Source organism: Clostridium tarantellae, assembly GCF_009295725.1.
GTDB lineage: Bacteria > Bacillota > Clostridia > Clostridiales > Clostridiaceae > Sarcina > Sarcina tarantellae.
Window position 1 is genome coordinate 1 of record NZ_WHJC01000608.1, and the last position, 637, is coordinate 637.

At 21.0% G+C, this 637-nt stretch carries 1 protein-coding gene; it reads right to left on the reverse strand.

What is annotated here, in order from left to right:
- Positions 1 to 185: 185 nt before the first annotated feature.
- Positions 186 to 587, reverse strand: coding sequence for a hypothetical protein (locus GBZ86_RS16600; protein WP_152892497.1), 402 nt, complete (start codon positions 585 to 587; stop codon positions 186 to 188).
- Between the last annotated feature and the right edge of the window lie 50 nt (positions 588 to 637).

Genomic DNA, 637 nt, shown 5'->3' on the forward strand with positions numbered 1-637 from the left:
TTGCTAACTCCTTCTAATTGGGCAATATGGAAATAGATTCATTTACATACTGTTATTCTACTTAAGTCATTTAGGATAAAAATACGAAAATGGAGAAAATTAAAAGGATAATAAAAATAAAGTTCCTATACTAACAATAGAAAGACTATAAGTTAGATTATAGAAACTTTATTACAACATATATTTTATTTTTTTATTATTAATGATTTTTGTTTAAATTTTAAACTATTAATAGTTTTATAATATCCCACAAATGCTAATGCACTAATTAAATATAATGGAATACTAAAATACAAGTTATATTTATATAAAATAGCTGTAGATATAGGTTGAACAGTGAAAATTAAAGATAAAAATAATTTTAAATTAGTATAATTAAAATGTTCATCACTAATATATACAGTGAAAAGTTCTTTTATAGTAATTTTCCCTTTAACAAAATTCATTAAAGTCAATAGGAAATTATCATATAAAAATGCAATAGACAATACAGAAATTAAAACAAATATGAAGCTATAATTAGATCGCCAGAGTATAGGCATACTAACTAATAAAAAGTTTACTATGGTCCATATTATATTTTTCATTATACATCACCTCTGAATTTTTATATTTAGTATTTTGCAAACATTTACAA